This is a genomic window from Solibacillus sp. FSL R7-0668 (genome assembly GCF_038006205.1).
Taxonomy (GTDB): Bacteria; Bacillota; Bacilli; order Bacillales_A; family Planococcaceae; genus Solibacillus.
On record NZ_JBBOUU010000001.1, the window covers coordinates 1999383 to 2014837 of the forward strand.

14 protein-coding genes are annotated in these 15455 nt (G+C 37.5%); 4 read left to right on the plus strand and 10 right to left on the minus strand.

Annotated features, from left to right (window positions below):
- Positions 1 to 231: 231 nt before the first annotated feature.
- The 6 genes from MKX47_RS09720 to MKX47_RS09745 form a co-directional block, all read right to left on the minus strand.
- Positions 232 to 2100: an FAD-dependent oxidoreductase gene (locus MKX47_RS09720; RefSeq protein WP_340773493.1), complete on the minus strand. Its 1869-nt coding sequence runs from the start codon at positions 2098 to 2100 to the stop codon at positions 232 to 234.
- A gap of 241 nt (positions 2101 to 2341) precedes the next feature.
- The gene (locus MKX47_RS09725; RefSeq protein WP_340773495.1) at positions 2342 to 3466 is read right to left on the minus strand and encodes a hypothetical protein; all 1125 of its coding nucleotides are present in this window, start codon (positions 3464 to 3466) and stop codon (positions 2342 to 2344) included.
- A gap of 84 nt (positions 3467 to 3550) precedes the next feature.
- Complete coding sequence (locus MKX47_RS09730; protein WP_340773498.1) at positions 3551 to 4732, minus strand: MFS transporter; 1182 nt, start codon at positions 4730 to 4732, stop codon at positions 3551 to 3553.
- Positions 4733 to 5009: 277 nt separating this feature from the next.
- Entirely contained in the window at positions 5010 to 5909 is a 900-nt protein-coding gene (locus tag MKX47_RS09735) for a PhzF family phenazine biosynthesis isomerase (RefSeq protein ID WP_340773500.1), read from the minus strand.
- A 131-nt stretch (positions 5910 to 6040) separates the two neighbouring features.
- Positions 6041 to 6268 (minus strand): hypothetical protein, encoded by a 228-nt coding sequence (locus tag MKX47_RS09740; RefSeq protein ID WP_340773502.1) that lies wholly within the window; start codon positions 6266 to 6268, stop codon positions 6041 to 6043.
- Positions 6269 to 6852: 584 nt separating this feature from the next.
- On the minus strand, positions 6853 to 7872 hold the full coding sequence (locus MKX47_RS09745; protein WP_340773504.1) for an S-layer homology domain-containing protein: 1020 nt from the start codon (positions 7870 to 7872) through the stop codon (positions 6853 to 6855).
- Positions 7873 to 8160: 288 nt separating this feature from the next.
- On the opposite strand from MKX47_RS09745, the gene MKX47_RS09750 reads away from it, so the two are divergent.
- Entirely contained in the window at positions 8161 to 9765 is a 1605-nt protein-coding gene (locus MKX47_RS09750; protein ID WP_340773506.1) for an ABC-F family ATP-binding cassette domain-containing protein, read from the plus strand.
- 350 nt (positions 9766 to 10115) lie between these two features.
- Here the strand turns inward: MKX47_RS09750 and MKX47_RS09755 are convergent, their stop codons facing one another.
- Together MKX47_RS09755 and MKX47_RS09760 are read right to left on the minus strand one after the other, a co-directional pair.
- Entirely contained in the window at positions 10116 to 10316 is a 201-nt protein-coding gene (locus MKX47_RS09755; protein ID WP_340773508.1) for a cold-shock protein, read from the minus strand.
- Between the two features lie 199 nt (positions 10317 to 10515).
- The gene (locus MKX47_RS09760; RefSeq protein ID WP_340773511.1) at positions 10516 to 10791 is read right to left on the minus strand and encodes a DUF1033 family protein; all 276 of its coding nucleotides are present in this window, start codon (positions 10789 to 10791) and stop codon (positions 10516 to 10518) included.
- Positions 10792 to 10899: 108 nt separating this feature from the next.
- On the opposite strand from MKX47_RS09760, the gene MKX47_RS09765 reads away from it, so the two are divergent.
- The 3 genes from MKX47_RS09765 (at position 10900) to MKX47_RS09775 (ending at position 14608) form a co-directional block, all read left to right on the plus strand.
- Positions 10900 to 12636, plus strand: coding sequence for a methyl-accepting chemotaxis protein (locus MKX47_RS09765; protein ID WP_445683580.1), 1737 nt, complete (start codon positions 10900 to 10902; stop codon positions 12634 to 12636).
- 211 nt (positions 12637 to 12847) lie between these two features.
- Positions 12848 to 13495 (plus strand): 5-bromo-4-chloroindolyl phosphate hydrolysis family protein, encoded by a 648-nt coding sequence (locus MKX47_RS09770; protein WP_340773515.1) that lies wholly within the window; start codon positions 12848 to 12850, stop codon positions 13493 to 13495.
- A 3-nt stretch (positions 13496 to 13498) separates the two neighbouring features.
- Positions 13499 to 14608, plus strand: coding sequence for a toxic anion resistance protein (locus tag MKX47_RS09775; RefSeq protein WP_340773517.1), 1110 nt, complete (start codon positions 13499 to 13501; stop codon positions 14606 to 14608).
- A 123-nt stretch (positions 14609 to 14731) separates the two neighbouring features.
- On the opposite strand, the gene MKX47_RS09780 is transcribed toward MKX47_RS09775, so the two are convergent.
- Positions 14732 to 15049: a DUF4440 domain-containing protein gene (locus tag MKX47_RS09780; protein ID WP_445683581.1), complete on the minus strand. Its 318-nt coding sequence runs from the start codon at positions 15047 to 15049 to the stop codon at positions 14732 to 14734.
- Positions 15050 to 15140: 91 nt separating this feature from the next.
- A complete protein-coding gene (locus MKX47_RS09785; protein WP_340773519.1) occupies positions 15141 to 15338 on the minus strand; it encodes a DUF6501 family protein in 198 nt (65 codons plus the stop codon).
- Positions 15339 to 15455 lie beyond the last annotated feature (117 nt).

The window sequence follows — 15455 nt, forward strand, 5'->3', positions numbered from 1 at the left end:
AGGCTCGAAATATGAAAATTAAAGAAATAGATTCTGTGAGTATAATTTAACTGATTTTTCAGGAGCTACACCATTTATTCTTGATTTAGGTCTCAACATGCAAGCGGAATGGCAATTGGATGGCGAACAATTAGACAAAATTGTTGTGCTTAGTGGTGTTAAAACAGCACACAAAAAAGCCACAATTTTTAGCTTGTGGCTTTTTTGTTGACCTAATTTAAATGCAATACTTTACTCATGTGACGCCATATAATACATTACATCTGCACAAATTGCGTAAAGCTCCTTCATCACTAAAGGATGATTTTTTGCTTTAATGTTTTTCGCTGTTTTTTCGCTAATTATGTCTGCATCAATTAGACTTGCCCAATTGTCTTTCGAAGCAGGTTCGTTTAGGAAAATCTTCGCTAGTACGTCACTAGCTTCCTGTAAATCAATCGGTCTCGCTTCTTGGTAAATCATGCCGTCATAGCTATTTTGTATGGAAACACTGTATCTGGCGGTATTTTCTAATCCCATTCGTTTCGTTGCGCTCATCAGCATATTCATAAAATGATGTGTCGTGACTTCTTTTTCAAGTGGCAATTCATTTTCATAGCCTGCAACTACAAGCCCATAATCCATTAAAACTTGAATTGCGTGATCGAACCATTCATCCTGATAAGGGTATGTTGATGCGATACGATCCACAAATGCACCCTGCTGCTTCAAATTGGTGCGCAGCTGTTCAATTAGCCCCTCATCCTTACTTAATTCTCTGACCGAAATCCCCTCTTGAATAGCAAGTGAGGCTGCAACACCCGCTGCATCGCCTGTCACCATGCCTGTTGGAACAATTCGTGCACTTCCCGCTGCTAAAGACGAATAACCAGCAGAACGTCCTACAACGAGTAGTCCATCAACTTCTAATGGCACTAGCGAACGGAATGGAATGGCAAATTGCTCTGGTGATGACAGGACATAGCCATAATCTTGAGGTGTTTGGGCTTGAACATCTACCGGATAAGCACCATACCCTATATTGTCCCAATGATTCTGATTGGTCCATATATCCGACATTGGAAGTTGGTATTCTGCTAAAATATGTCTCGTTTCCCGAACGTATAGCTCAGTTGGATAGCTGACAACTTCCGCATTTTCAAAACCACTAAATTCTTTGCGTAAATAATCGACAATATGTAGTGTTTCGCGTTTTCCCTTTTCAATAGCTGCTGTTTTTGCTGCCTCATTCAACCCATCGACATCAAAAATTTGAAGTGCATTAATATAATAATTGTCGCCCTCTTTTACTAGATTCAAGCCTCGTAAGCGCGTATTGCTTTCTACAGGCTGGTACATGCTATGTAGTTCGGAAAAACCCCAAGCAACAGAGCGCGTGACCTTTGCAGGCCCAAATTTTTCAGATTTCGCAGCCTTTTTAACACCAGACCAATCAATGTTTTTTAAATGAAGCATTAATGTAACAGCCATTTTTTTATCTTCTATCCCAATATCTTTGCCGCCTACAAAGTATGGAGCCTGTGCCATTACTGCAAAATCTGCATCTTGGGTTGCATCAATAACCACTTTTCCATTAATTTGAAAAGCGCCATATTGATTTTCTACTTCAATCCCAGTTACCGTTTGATCATGCATCACCGGGTTATTCACTGTTGTATTGACTGCTAATGTTAAATTCTCTTCCGCATAGACGAGTTGTTTAAATGCTGCCTTTGCATCCTCAATATCAAATCCATTGCCGTTTCCAACTAAATCATGCCAATCCTTAAATACCCCTCGGCTAATATTTCTTTGATTTTCACTTTTAGGAATATCTAAAAAGTTGAGCATGCCAAATGTATACAGACCGCCTAAATCTTCACGTTTTTCGATGAGCAAGGTTTTTGACCCACTGCGCGCAGCCATTACCGCTGCTGCAACTCCTTCTGGTTCTCCTCCAATAACGATAACATCATATTCATTGTCAAACGTTTGAAGTGTGACGGGCGTTTCATAGGATTGCTTTAATAATTTTGGTTTAGTAATGAAGTAAATGACATACGCAACTAGAATCATTGCTGCGATAATTGTGAATGCTATGAGTCGTTTTTTATTTTTCATGATGCCCCCTATAAATTGCTTGTATTCATTTATCAAAGTATACATCAGAAAAGCAAAATTGATATGTATGTTTTGATAAAACTTGTCTTTGTGTAAAATATCAACGAAATTCAAATGAAATTGTTGCAAAATCTTGGTATTTTTTGTTATGCCTTAGTTGCTTGTTTAAAATATATGTTTGTCAAATATAGCGTCGGATAATATGTTAAATGGTGAAGTAAGATTTCCCTCGTAGAAAATCTCACTTGAATTGTATAAGTGGTACCGTTGCTTTTTGTGGTCCACAACCTATTAATTGAAATGCATTATCCCTTATTTGAACCTCATCGCATTTATAGCTTAATTGCCCGTTTTTATGAACCGAAATAGAACTGTCTTTATATGATAGCTGCCATACAATATCCTTTGCTTTAATTTTAACATCTCCTATATGCTTATTTGTGAACATTTCAAGAGCTGGTACGTCCTTTAGCTTTAATGAATTAGTAGCATCGATTGTTGCGATTTTTTGCTGCTGGATTGCATCTGAATGGATAAGGTTTGTCCCAATTAATTTGTATGCCTGTCCTTCTAAAATAAAGGTTAAGCGTACCTCTTCTTTCTCTTCATCAACGCCATTTACAAAGTAATAAACCCCTTCTCTTTTCGCCTCTTTGATTGTGAAACCTAGAATCGGCTCTTTAACAAATGCGATTTCTTTCTTCACATCATCCGAACTAATGAGTACATCTAGCTGCTCAAATTGCTGTTGCTCTATGGCCTCATTCAGCACATCAATCAATTGTGTCGCGGCATGCTTTAATTCATCGCTATTATAAGTAAACAGATTTTTATTATAAAACGTTGTAAAGTTAGTTAATTCCTCACGTTGTACTTTCTCAAGTAAGAGCTGATTCTTTTCATAGCGTTGCTGCCATTCGATTGGTGCTTCTAGTGCTGTATTTAATAAGCTTTCAATCCGTTCGGTTGTTGCCGTTATTTGCTCGCCATTTCGCGTCGTCGTATAGACATGCATTGCTGCCGTTTCATATTGTTGACTACTGCGAATACGGATGAGCGCAATATTATTCACTTCATCGATTGCTTCCACTTCACCTTCTGTTAAAAATTTATGATGAACAAGTACATTTGGATGTCCTGCTACATCCTGCGCATTGACTAAAATCCATTTTTCACGGTCTTTTTGCTTGATAACCTGCCCTGTTGTGGTCACATTTGGTGAGTAAACATCCACTTGGGCCGGATAAATGGTTACTGGCTGTGTTTGTTCTTTTGAGATGTTTTGCGCCACCCATGTTGCCTTTTCATTAGAATCTGAGCACGCGGTTAAAAGTAGCAAAAAACAGAATAAAATATATTTTTTCATGGGCACTCCTTTACGATAATAAGATTATGTAAACTTATTTAAATGAAAATGAAAAAAGTAGCCATTTCATTGACTACTTTACCATTATACGGATTTCTTCAATTTTTGCATTACGAAAATCGAAACTGACATAAACAAAAATAAAATGACAAAAATAAGCTTCGTCATGAAGTGTTCACCTGTCCAATCAAAAACAATACCGATCAAAAGTGGTAAAATCGCACTCATCATAAAGCCACCTGACAGGACCATCGAGCTCCATTCATTTGCTTCCTCATGATTTCTCGCTTCATCTAGCGGCAGCATTAAGCCAATTGGAAATAAACCACTTAACACAACACCGTAAATTATCGTCCCCATCCAAATGGCCCACGTTGCATCAATAAAAAAGAACACCGAACCGACAAGACCCATGACAACTAAACTATGTAGCCATACTATGCGATTTGGATAGCGATTGATCATCGATGGAATAATGATATTGCCGACTAATTGGACAAAGGTCATTAAGGTTAATACCGACCCAGCCGTCAGTAGGCTCATGCCCTGCTCCTCGGCAATCGAAACGAGCCATGTGGTTAAGCTAAAAAATAACGAGGTTTGTATACCAAAATAGATAAGTATAGCCCAAGCTAGTTTATCTTTCCAAGGATTACGCACCGCAACAGTTGAATTTGATTGTGCTACTATGCCTTTTCCAGAATCAACAGCAGTTAGCCAGCTGGCAAGCGCAATGACGGCTAAAAATCCCCATATGCCAAGCGCTAATGCCCAATTATCATCAAATCGCTTATAAATAATGCTCGTGATTCCTGAACTGAGCATCGCACCAAAGCCAATAGCAAAGGAGTAAACACCAATGACAGGCTCCATTTTTTTAGGGAATTTTTCTTTAATGTAGGCATTCATCATCGGACTAATAATCGCAATGGCAAATCCCGCTAAAAAGCTTGTAAAAAGCAAGGCGCTATAGCTTGAAAATGCGATACGTGCAACCGTTGCAACGCCGATTAGCACCAATAATAATGCAATGGACCATTTATAGCCGAGATTTTTTTGTAATGGTACAGCAAGTGGTGCAAATAGACCCATACAAAAAACCGGAATTGCTGTTAACAAGCTAATTTGTGTGCTTGAAACCTGTAATGCCTCACTAATCGTCGCAAGCAGTGGACCAACTGAAGTGACGGCTGGACGCAAATTAATCGAAACGAAGAATATGGCGAGGATAATGAAAACCGTCTTTTGATTCATTTTTTGTTGCATCAAATTGCCTCTTTCTACTTTTATTCGTGGAGAACGTTGAATATCTGACAACTATTAAGAGTATGGCAACCCTTCACATATTACAAGTAAAAGTATTTTCACTTGATGAGTCTAGAAATATACACACCACGGAACAGGCATTCATTAGATCGCTTTTCTTTTTATGTCAAAAAAACCACAAATTTTGAGAAATCTCAACTTTGCAGCACGATCTTTTGTGGTAGGAGTTGGTATAGCGGATGTAGCATTCATTTCCAGTACATGTATTTCAAAATTATTATGCATCTAACAAAACGTCGAATTCATTGACGTAAACAGCGATGCCAGTAATCTCAATTTCGTAAGTATCTCTATTCTTAGAAACATGTACTTTTACTTGACCATCTTTTCCGATTTCATGACCTTGCTCAACAATTAGATTTAAAGGTTCATCAAAATTATTGTCTATGTACATAGCATAATATGCCCCCATTACACCCGAAGCTGTGCCTGTGACTGCATCCTCAATCGTACCTGAATAGGGTGAAGAGAAATGTCGAGCATGCATATCAGCTCCTTTATCATAGGTATCTAGGCAAAAAGGATGAATAGATACTTTAGGCATTTCCTGTAAGACGCTAGGGAACTGTTTGTTATTTGGTTTCATCTTATTAAAAGCATCAAGTTTTTTTATCGGTATTAGCAATGTCCAAGTACCCGTACTGCCGTATAGTATTGGCAAATCTTCATGAAGGTCTGAGGCTGATAATCCAATTGAACTTGCTAATGCTTCCTTGGAGCCTGTATACGCCTTAAACTCTGGAGCTGCCTGTTTCATTGTTATAAAAACATCCCCTTCAGTAGAGGTGTTTAGTTTAATTGGTAATATACCCGCATTTGTTTCGATTGTTAAAGTCGTTTTATTTTGTAGCATGCCTTTTTCTTTAAAAGCAAAAACAGTTGCCATCGATGCATGACCGCATAAATTCATTTCATGTCCGGGTGTAAAAAAACGGATTCTAAGGTCTGCTATATCAGATTTCACAGGAAAAGCCGTTTCATTAAAGCCAACTTTAAATGCGATTTCTTGCATTTCGGATTCCGTTAACTCTTCCCCGTTAAAAACAACTCCAGCTGGATTGCCCATATTCGGTTCTTTACTAAATGTATCATAATGGTACACTTTTATTGATTTCATAGATTATTCCTCCAAATCAATTGAATAAGTGAATGTAATTTCAGATTTATTATTCAAGAATGGACATTACAGTAATACTCCAGACAATTAATACAAAAGTACCTGTTATATAGCCCATTTAAAGCCAACACTTATTCAAAGTAATGAAAACACCAAACAACAAGAAATATACTCATTATCCCCCAAGCGGTGGTAGCCCATATCCACCAAATTACGGATTTTGCCTTTGATGCATTTCCCTCGTCTTCCTTATTTGCTTTAATAAAAGCGACCTTACTTTCCATATCTTTTTTCATAGAAATAAGAACTACAAATCCAATTAATATGAAACCAATAGTTATCCAAAGTAATAGATTCACCTTTACACTCCCTTTAATGAAACTACATTTGCATTTACAGGTTCATTTTAGTGTGATAATCCAGATTTCGCTGTTATATTAAGAGTTCCAGTTTTTTGTACTTGTCATCAAGTAAAATGAGCAATTATCGGCGGTAATACTAGAAAAATAACTCCAATTATATTGAATAGTTGAGAGGCCTTTCTTGGCAATTTTTCTTTACCTTACCCGTCATACCATCCGCTAAATTGAAATTTATTTCGATACATTGCAAAAATAAGAATCAATAAGGCAATGAAGCTTATCCAGCTCCATTGCCAATAGTCAAGTACAGGTTTTCGAAAAAGTTTGCTAAAATCGCAAATATAATTAGGAAAATAAACATAACTCGTAATATCTCAAGTATGATCCTCATTTATTCCACTTAGCCTTTACTTTTCACCCAAAGTTAAATCCAAATTTTCTCAAAATATAAAAAGTCGAACCGAGAACAATTGGGGGCGCAATGAGTAAGTAGAACAGGTTTTTAGGCATGAGCATATTATAGAAATAGAAAAATAGCGTTACCAAGATAAAGACAATTGTAATGCCTAAAATTTTTTTCATTAATCCAGTTCAAATAATGCTAATGCAAAGATTTTTGCAAATTGCGCACGTGTTAACTCGCCTTTTGGATTAAAATTGCCTTTTTCGCCTTCAACGATTCCTAATTTTTGTAAAATGTTAATTGACTTCAGTGCTTCTGGATTCATTTTTTGTACGTCTTTAAATGTTGAATTGCCCTGTAATGCATCGGTATCGAATCCTTCTAGCTCTAAAAACTGCCCAATCACATAGGCCATTTCTTCACGTGTTACGGCTTTATTTGGCTCGAATTGACTGCCTTTAAAAATGGATAATACGCCTTGATTTTCTAAAATCACCACTTCTTTTGCTCCCCAAAAGTTCGTTAAATCTGTATAGCTTGAAGAAGTGTAATCTTCATCGTCGTCAAGCTCAAAGCCAGCTGCGCGGAATACCATTGCCACTAATTGACCACGCGTCACTTTACCATTCGGATCAAAGGTTGTTTCCGTAATGCCGCCAATTATTTCAGCTTGGTACAGCACTTGGATATAGCTTTCTGCCCAATGGCCAATGGTATCCTTGAAATTACCACCCGCACGTAACTCGAACCCATCCTCGCCTACGATTTCTGCTATAAACGCGGCCTTCTCTTCCTCACCAAACTTTACCCACTGACCCGCTGTATAAATTTCCGCATAAAATGAATTCCCTTTTGGCGTAAACTTTAATTGAGCCGCCTTGCCAAATAATTTTTCGTATTCCGCATATGCCTCTTTTAGAGAATCATCATCCTCAGCATCAATTAATGCTGCAATCGGCATTTTTACGATGAAATGTCCCTTTTTTGTATCCATCGTCGTTTGAATACCATCGTCTTCTAGCTCCGCGATTTTGAAAATTTTATATAGGTCTTGATACGTAATAGTCGCTACCTCTTTGGCAACTGCTGCCGTATAAACTTTTGGAGCAATAGTAGTCTCTGTAGCCTGGGCTTGAATTGTCACTCCTGATGCAAATACTCCAATACTTAGCACTCCTGCAAATAACCATTTTTTCATTCATCAATCTCTCCCTTCAAATTTCCTTTATTATACAATAAACAACCACCAGAAAATTCAGAATACCCTATTTTTTTTGCAATTTATGTCGAATCATTGACTTTTTACGTTTTCGCTTCTATTTTTTGCTCATTCATTTTCGTTCCCCCATTCCCCCCTCATTTTATACACGAACGGTTGTTTAATTTAGCAAGTGGACGTGCTATAATAGAAACATTGTGTGCAAAAGAGAAATCTCCTTTTGAAAGCAATCTAAAATTCAAACGAAAATTATTGGGAGGTACTTACATGATTCAAGTATCAGGCGTTGGTCTGCGTTATGGTGACCGTAAATTATTTGACGATGTAAATATTAAATTCACTCCAGGTAACTGTTACGGCCTTATTGGGGCAAACGGTGCTGGTAAATCAACATTCTTAAAAATCTTAGCTGGTGATATCGAGGCACAAGAAGGTAATGTGTCAATGGGGAAAGATGAGCGTTTATCAGTATTACGCCAAAACCACTTCGAGTACGATGAGTTCACAGTTCTTGATACAGTTGTTATGGGGAACAAGCGCCTTTGGGAAGTGAAAGCTGAAAAAGACGCGATTTATATGAAGGAAGATTTCTCGGATGAGGATGGTATGCGCGCCGCTGAGTTAGAAGGCGAATTCGCAGACATGAATGGTTGGGAAGCAGAATCAGATGCTGCACAACTATTAAATGGTTTAGGTATTGGCGATGCAATGCATTACATGACAATGGCTGACTTAGAAGGTTCTGACAAAGTAAAGGTATTACTTGCGCAAGCCCTATTCGGTAAGCCAGATGTACTATTACTGGATGAGCCTACCAACCACTTAGACATTAAAGCAATCAAATGGTTAGAGGAATTTTTAATCAACTTTGAAAATACCGTAATCGTTGTATCACATGACCGTCATTTCTTAAACAAAGTATGTACGCATATTGCTGACCTAGACTTCGGTAAAATCAAGCTTTATGTGGGGAACTATGACTTCTGGTATGAATCTTCTCAACTAGCACAAAAGCTAATGGCTGACCAAAATGCGAAAAAAGAAGAGAAAATTAAAGAGTTAAAAGACTTCATTGCACGCTTCTCAGCGAACGCATCGAAATCTTCTCAAGCAACATCTCGTAAAAAGATGCTAGACAAAATCGAGCTCGATGACATCCAACCATCAAGCCGTAAATACCCATTCATTAACTTCCAAATTGGTCGTGAAATCGGGAATGACGTCTTAACAGTTGATGGTCTTACTGCATCACATGAAGGCGAAACATTATTCAAAGATATTCGCTTCTCGATGAACAAGGATGACAAAATCATTTTACTTGGTAATACGATTGCGAAATCTACTTTAATGGATATTTTAATGGAGCGTCAAGAAGCTGAAGCTGGTACCTTCAAATGGGGTGTAACAACTTCTCAAAGCTACTTCGAAATGGATCATGACCAATACTTCGGTGGCGGTGAAAAATCATTAGTAGAATGGTTGCGCCCATACTCACCTGAAGACGAAACAGAAAGCTTCTTACGTGGCTTCTTAGGTCGTATGCTATTCTCTGGTGAAGAAGTGAAAAAATCTCCTTCTGTTCTTTCAGGTGGGGAAAAAGTTCGATGCATGCTGTCAAAAATGATGCTATCAAACTCAAACGTATTATTATTAGATGAGCCTACAAACCACTTAGACCTTGAATCAATTCAAGCACTAAATGAAGGCTTAATCCGTTTCAAAGGTGCGATGCTATTCACATCTCATGACCACCAATTCATCCAAACGATTGCTAACCGTGTCATTGAAATTCGTGAAGACGGCTCGATTCTAGACAAACCGTTAACATACGATGAATTCTTAGACTGGAAAGATGCGCAAGGCCTTAACTAAGCCCTGCTCCCCTATCCTCCAAATGCCCTTATTAAAAGGAAATTTGGAGGATTTTTTTGCCAATAGCCCTTATTTACAAGCGCGCTCAAAATGGTATCAGAGAAATAATCCGCCCCTCTTACCCATTTATATATCTAACCTAAAAAGTGTGCGTTTATTATTGAAAACACAATTAGTTGTTCCTAATCTATTATTACTATAGAGAAACATCCGTCATTACATTAAGGTTTCAATCGATTTCGTACTAACGTAGCCCTATGATTCTTGACTGCTATGACTGTTGTTTTTCCTAGCAAAAAGGGTCTACCCTAGAATTACTTCTCGGGCAGACCCTTTGGAATACATTTGAACTATAATTTCGTCACGTTTGCGGCTTGTGGCCCACGATTTCCTTCAACCACTTCGAATTCCACTTTTTGTGCTTCTTCTAAAGTTTTGAACCCTTCACCTTGGATTGCTGAAAAATGTACGAATACATCGTTCTCCCCTTCAATTTCGATGAAGCCAAAACCTTTTTCTGCATTAAACCATTTTACTGTACCTTGTTTCATTTGTTAAAACCCCCAAAAAATAAATTAAAATGTTCAATTAATAATGCAAAAGAATATCATTAACGCTTTGTCTATTTGTAAATTCATTGTGCTCAATCTTGCATATTAATTGTTAAATTTAGTATATACGTGATATTTATACATATCAATTACATTTTCTGAATTATGTGAATTTTAACAGAAAAATCACATTTTTTACTTAGGGTGTTTCAACAATGATTCCATGATATACTTGCGCTTCATCGTCACATGCTTCACAATATTCGCACTCATCATCTGACCAAAAGGCATAGTAGCGTTCATCTTTTGTTGCTTCATTGTCGTATTGTTGGCGGAAATTTTCTAAAATCCCTTCATAGGCTTCTTGGAATTGTTCGGCCGTTTCAAATATTTGCTCTGATACGATAAACGCTTCCCATCCTTCAAATTGCCACCAAGGCTCGTAATCTGCTTTCATATAAATAATCTTGTACATTCTGTCAAACACCTCTTCTTAACTATATTTTAAAACAACCCAAACAATTATGTCTATTTTTGTACATTACTCTATGGTAAAATAAAGGAAGTAAGGGATCAAAGGAGGATGTATAGCTTGTTTTCTGCATTAAAACCAAAGGCTGAATTACAAGATTTATTTGAACGCGGGACCGATTTAAGTGCAACCGGCCGTTTTCAAGAAACACTAGCATTTAATCATTTTAATAGTCAAAACCAAGAAGATTTAAAACAATTATATGCACGAGTTGCAGATGTATCGCCAACGATGCAAGAGATTTTCAACAAATATTTAATTGAAATTGCACCTAATGGACAAAATTCAATTTCTACCAGTCAAATCGATCGCTACCTAAAAAATTTCTTTTTAGCCGAGCGAAACGATGATTATGTTGACCAAACGATTAAATTTTTCAATTTACTACGAGAAAATCGTTTTGAAGCTGGGAAATTAATTGTTGTCTTTAACCAATTTTCATTTTATATTACAACACTTGTCTTGCATCATTTCGGTATAAAGCCACATGTTGCATTCAAATATATGAAATCCGTTTCAGCAGCTGTCAATATCGAGCAAGAATTATTAGTTGAAGTCATGTCAGAGCGTTTGATCGAAAACGTTATTGAAGAATTGGCATCACTAACCGATGCCAACGCGAATATTATGTATATGAAAGACTTAATTCAACGCTTAGATACGCAGTCTGATGATATTGCGAGTTCAACAGCAGCCTCACAAGAACTGGCCGCTTCGATTGCTGAAATTGCACGCACATCAACGAATATTGCAGAAAAAACAAATGAATCCGTAGAAAATGCCGCGCGTGGAAAACAAGCAATCGAGCATGCTCTACAGGAAATCTTCACAACGGAAGAAACATTCACAGAAATTGTACATAGCTTCACCGAATTACAAAAGCATGTCAATGATATTGAAAATGTCGTAACACTTATTAATCAAATTGCTGATCAAACGAATTTATTAGCTTTAAATGCTTCAATCGAGGCGGCCCGTGCTGGAGATCATGGTAAGGGCTTTGCTGTTGTTGCACAGGAGGTTCGTAAGCTCGCAGAAAGTACGGTTTCAGCATTAAGCGAAGTTTCTACGAATGTTCAATCGTTAAAATCCTATTCAAACAATGTCGCTTCATCCATTTCGGAAACAACAACGATTATTCGTGATGCCACAGATGAAGCAAAAGAATCTTTACCAATGCTCAATTCGATCGTGGATATTATTGAAAGCATCAATATGGATGTTACCTCGACTGCCGCTGCCTCTCAAGAGCAAGCCGCTTCAATTGATGAAATCTCAGTTCGGATGGTTCAAATTTCAAACTTACAAGAGGATATTCGTGCATTTGGGAATGATACATCACGCGATATTCACAAATTAGGTCAAGAAATTACACGCTTCCGCAATGAAGTGACCTCAGCAAATAACGTACAGCTGTCTAGTATATCACTCTTATTATTATCTAAAGCTGACCATATTTTATGGAAATGGCGCGTATACAATATGTTCCTAGGCTTAGAAAAACTCTCGCCACCTGATGTTTCATCACATCTTGAATGTCGATTAGGGAAATGGTATACAAGCGATAAAACAAAAGTGCGCTTTGGAAACCACCAAGCTTACCGTGAGCTTGACCGTCACCATGAGCAAGTGCATATTTCGGCAAAAGCTGCAGTGGAAGCGTATAATACTGGTAAGTTAACCGTCGCTGAAACGCATTTACACGAAATTGAGCGTGCCTCTCAGCAAGTCATCTATTATATTAATCAACTGATTGAAACAATTGAAAAAGAACGCCTAATGCATTAACGCTTTCAAGAAGCAAAACTACTTCGTTTTGCTTCTTTTTCGTGGTTTCATTCAATATCATTCACAACTTTCACATAAACAATTCTTTTTTGATATATAGAAAGCCTTTTACTTTTGTCGAATGAAAAAAATTGATACGATAGCTATAGGAAAAATGAAACCTTTTTTGATTTCATTCGTAAAAATAGTATCAAGTAAAGGAGGTACAAAAATGCTTGGTTCTATCAACTTTTTAACAAGACATTTAATTAACTTTATAGTAGCTACTACTGCACTTGTTGTTGCGATACTAAATATATCTGGCTTCGCTAGCCTCGTTTCGCTACCTCTTGCTATTGTCGCATACTATGTAAGTAACAAAGTAACATTGGCCATTCAAAAATCAAGCCAAAGTAAAAAAATCGGCATTTCGACATCCGAATATACATTAATTGAAGCACAATTAAGACAGGCAAAAGCACATGTACAAGCATTGAATCAACAATATGTACGCGTACGTTCGATTCGTTCATTCAAGCAAATTAACGAAATGTCAAAGCTTGCAAAGCGCATCATCAATATCGTGCATACCAATCCGCAAAAGTTTTATGCGGTTGAAGACTTCTTCTATGCTCACCTACCATCCGCGGTGCAGCTTTCTGATAAATATACGTTACTGACAAAAGAACAAATTCCTGGTACGGATGTTCATTTGGCCTTGGAAGATACACGTAAAACTTTGAAAGAACTCCAAGTGACTATGGAAGATGATTTAAAAAATGCGCTTTCTTCAGACATCGAAAATTTAAAAATTGAGCTAGATTTTGCGAAAATGTCGAATGACAAGCGTAAAGATCGATTAAAAGTCGGTGGTGAATAAATCATGACAAACAACGATAATCCATTTGAAGCGTTCAAAACAAGTGAAAATGTCGATATTCAAGTGAGTAAAGACCAATTTGCGGTGAATGTTGCGAACAATGCAGCATCACCGCTTTTCGCTTCACTTTCAAATTCTATGAAACAACGTGCGATGCAGCTAGCCCTTCAGCTAGAACCGAAGCAATATGAGGATGTACTTGCTTTTGGTCTACCAGCACAAGAAGCATTAAAAAAGTTCACTTCACAAATGCTCCATTACATACAGCGCAAAGATGTGCGCAAAGTCGGTGATGTGTTAAGCGATTTATTGCAGCACTTAGAGCTCATTGATCCAGATGCGCTAATTGAGCAGAAGAAAGGCTTTTTTGCGAAGATATTCAATAAACCGAAGCAATCCATTCAGGAAGTGATGACACAGTATAATAAGCTTTCTAAGCGTATTGACCGTTTAGGCATTCAGCTCGAGCATAACCAGCATGCCCTATTAAGCGATTATCAATTTCTCAATGAGCTTTATGCGATGAATGAGGACTATTTCCAGGAAATCAACATCTTCATTGCCTCATTAGAAATTAAAAAACAGCATCTTCTCGATGTCATACTCCCGTCTGTTGAACAAGCCGTTTCAGAAGGGGCTGACCCATTTAAGCAGCATGAAGTAAAGGATATTCACATGCAAATCGAGTGGCTCGACCGGCGCATGTATGATTTAGAATTATCGCGTGAGGTGGCCGTTCAATACGCCCCACAAATTCGCTTAATTCAGCAAACGAATCAAATGCTCCTAGAAAAAATTCAAACATCGATTATGACGACGATTCCGCTTTGGCAGCAGCAAATCTCAATGCTCCTTAGCATGAACAACCAACGCCGCGCAATGCAGTCTCAGGAGCGCCTCATGAACGCCTCAGAACAAATGCTGCTTAAAAGTGGCAAAATGCTCGAAGTACAAAAAAATAATAAGCGCCCTACTCTGTCTCATACAGATATAGACCGCTTCAAAACAACGCAAACACAGTTATTACAAGAAATTGAGGAGACACTTCGTATGCAAGTGAGTACTGCCGAGAAACGCAACGAAATCGAGCATACCATTTTGGAGCTTAAATAATGACTGTTTGAGGCTGAATTATGCAAATGCCGAACTGTTGATTTTTTAATGTTTCGGCATTTTTTACGCTTATTTTAATTAGAGCGAAGTAGTAATTTTTGTCCCTTGGTGAAAATGCATCTTTCAACGTCCGTCTATTAATTTCCATATCGAACTGCGTAGTGAATGTTCGTTCTTCATTTCATTATAAATTCGATAGGTTGTTAAAACAATTTCTTCAGACATAGGATGGATTTCAAAGTCACTCAACTTCATTTGTACAATGCTAAGACTCATTTCTCCAATATTCTCGTCTTTGTACAATACTTTACCTGAGCTTCCGAATTCAAAGAAACTGTCGGCTAGCAAATTTGATAGCTCATCTTTGGATAGCCTGATTTCTGGTTCCAGCAATTTTTTCTCTAATTGTAATAACTGTTCTTTTAAAGTGCTAGACAACATTATTCAACCACCTTTTGTATTCATATTTTTAAAAATTCATTTCCAAAAACACCATCCCTCAAAAATTTGAGAAATGGTGTTTTTCGTTTCATTATGCAAAATACTCTTTGTAATAACCGCCAACTTCGCCTGTGTTGTCGATGACGAATAGGAATTCTTCTGTTTCGTTTTTCACTTCGTATTCTTTATCAACGGTTAGCACATTTGATACTAAATATTTTGATGCGTTCGTGTGCACACATTTCACGGTGCGGATTGTCGGTGCATCTTTCCATTTTAAATGTAACATATTCATAACCTCACTTTTACATATATGCATTCTTATCTATTTTATACGATTTTCGTACGAGATGAAAGTCTATCATCCTATTTTTGCTTGCAGAAGTTTGATTTGACGCTATATTCC

Bases quoted from the DNA above. Each gene is read 5' to 3' on its own strand.
- MKX47_RS09755 (WP_340773508.1), bottom strand. From the start codon at position 10,316: ATGAAACAAGGTACAGTAAAATGGTTTAATGCAGAAAAAGGTTTTGGC.
- MKX47_RS09745 (WP_340773504.1), bottom strand. From the start codon at position 7,872: ATGAAAAAATGGTTATTTGCAGGAGTGCTAAGTATTGGAGTATTTGCA.
- MKX47_RS09765 (WP_445683580.1), top strand. From the start codon at position 10,900: ATGTATAGCTTGTTTTCTGCATTAAAACCAAAGGCTGAATTACAAGAT.
- MKX47_RS09785 (WP_340773519.1), bottom strand. From the start codon at position 15,338: ATGTTACATTTAAAATGGAAAGATGCACCGACAATCCGCACCGTGAAA.
- MKX47_RS09760 (WP_340773511.1), bottom strand. From the start codon at position 10,791: ATGTACAAGATTATTTATATGAAAGCAGATTACGAGCCTTGGTGGCAA.
- MKX47_RS09770 (WP_340773515.1), top strand. From the start codon at position 12,848: ATGCTTGGTTCTATCAACTTTTTAACAAGACATTTAATTAACTTTATA.
- MKX47_RS09775 (WP_340773517.1), top strand. From the start codon at position 13,499: ATGACAAACAACGATAATCCATTTGAAGCGTTCAAAACAAGTGAAAAT.
- MKX47_RS09750 (WP_340773506.1), top strand. From the start codon at position 8,161: ATGATTCAAGTATCAGGCGTTGGTCTGCGTTATGGTGACCGTAAATTA.
- MKX47_RS09735 (WP_340773500.1), bottom strand. From the start codon at position 5,909: ATGAAATCAATAAAAGTGTACCATTATGATACATTTAGTAAAGAACCG.
- MKX47_RS09720 (WP_340773493.1), bottom strand. From the start codon at position 2,100: ATGAAAAATAAAAAACGACTCATAGCATTCACAATTATCGCAGCAATG.
- MKX47_RS09780 (WP_445683581.1), bottom strand. From the start codon at position 15,049: ATGTTGTCTAGCACTTTAAAAGAACAGTTATTACAATTAGAGAAAAAA.
- MKX47_RS09725 (WP_340773495.1), bottom strand. From the start codon at position 3,466: ATGAAAAAATATATTTTATTCTGTTTTTTGCTACTTTTAACCGCGTGC.
- MKX47_RS09730 (WP_340773498.1), bottom strand. From the start codon at position 4,732: ATGCAACAAAAAATGAATCAAAAGACGGTTTTCATTATCCTCGCCATA.